General features: G+C 66.3%; 1 protein-coding gene. It reads right to left on the bottom strand.

The features are described from left to right. Positions 1-73: 73 nt before the first annotated feature. On the bottom strand, positions 74-332 hold a 259-nt coding region (locus tag TN53_RS43415; RefSeq protein ID WP_046264448.1), incomplete at its 5' end, for an ATP-binding protein.

Raw genomic sequence — 332 nt, 5'->3', positions numbered from 1 at the left:
AACGGTCCGCGACTATCTGCTGCCGGGAGAAATCTCATGAGCAGCCGAAGCGTGGGCGGCGCGTCCTCAGTGGTCATCGCTGCTCACTGTCCGCGAGTTCGGCCCAAACGCGCTTTCCCCAGCGGTAGCGGTCGGTTCCCCAGCGGTCAGCCAGGCCGTCGACGAGGTGGAGACCCCTGCCACCGATGGCGTCCGGGCGCATGGTGGCTTGGTGCGGTAGGACCCGGCTCTTGTCGATGACACCGAGGCGCACCCGCTGTGTAGTGATGCGGGCGACGCTCACGCGGATACGGTCAGTTCTTGTGTGCCGTACGGCGTTGGTGACGAGCTCG

It is taken from the genome of Streptomyces sp. WM6386, assembly GCF_000972385.1.
Lineage (GTDB): Bacteria > Actinomycetota > Actinomycetes > Streptomycetales > Streptomycetaceae > Streptomyces.
This window is presented reverse-complemented; position numbering and strand designations above follow the sequence as displayed.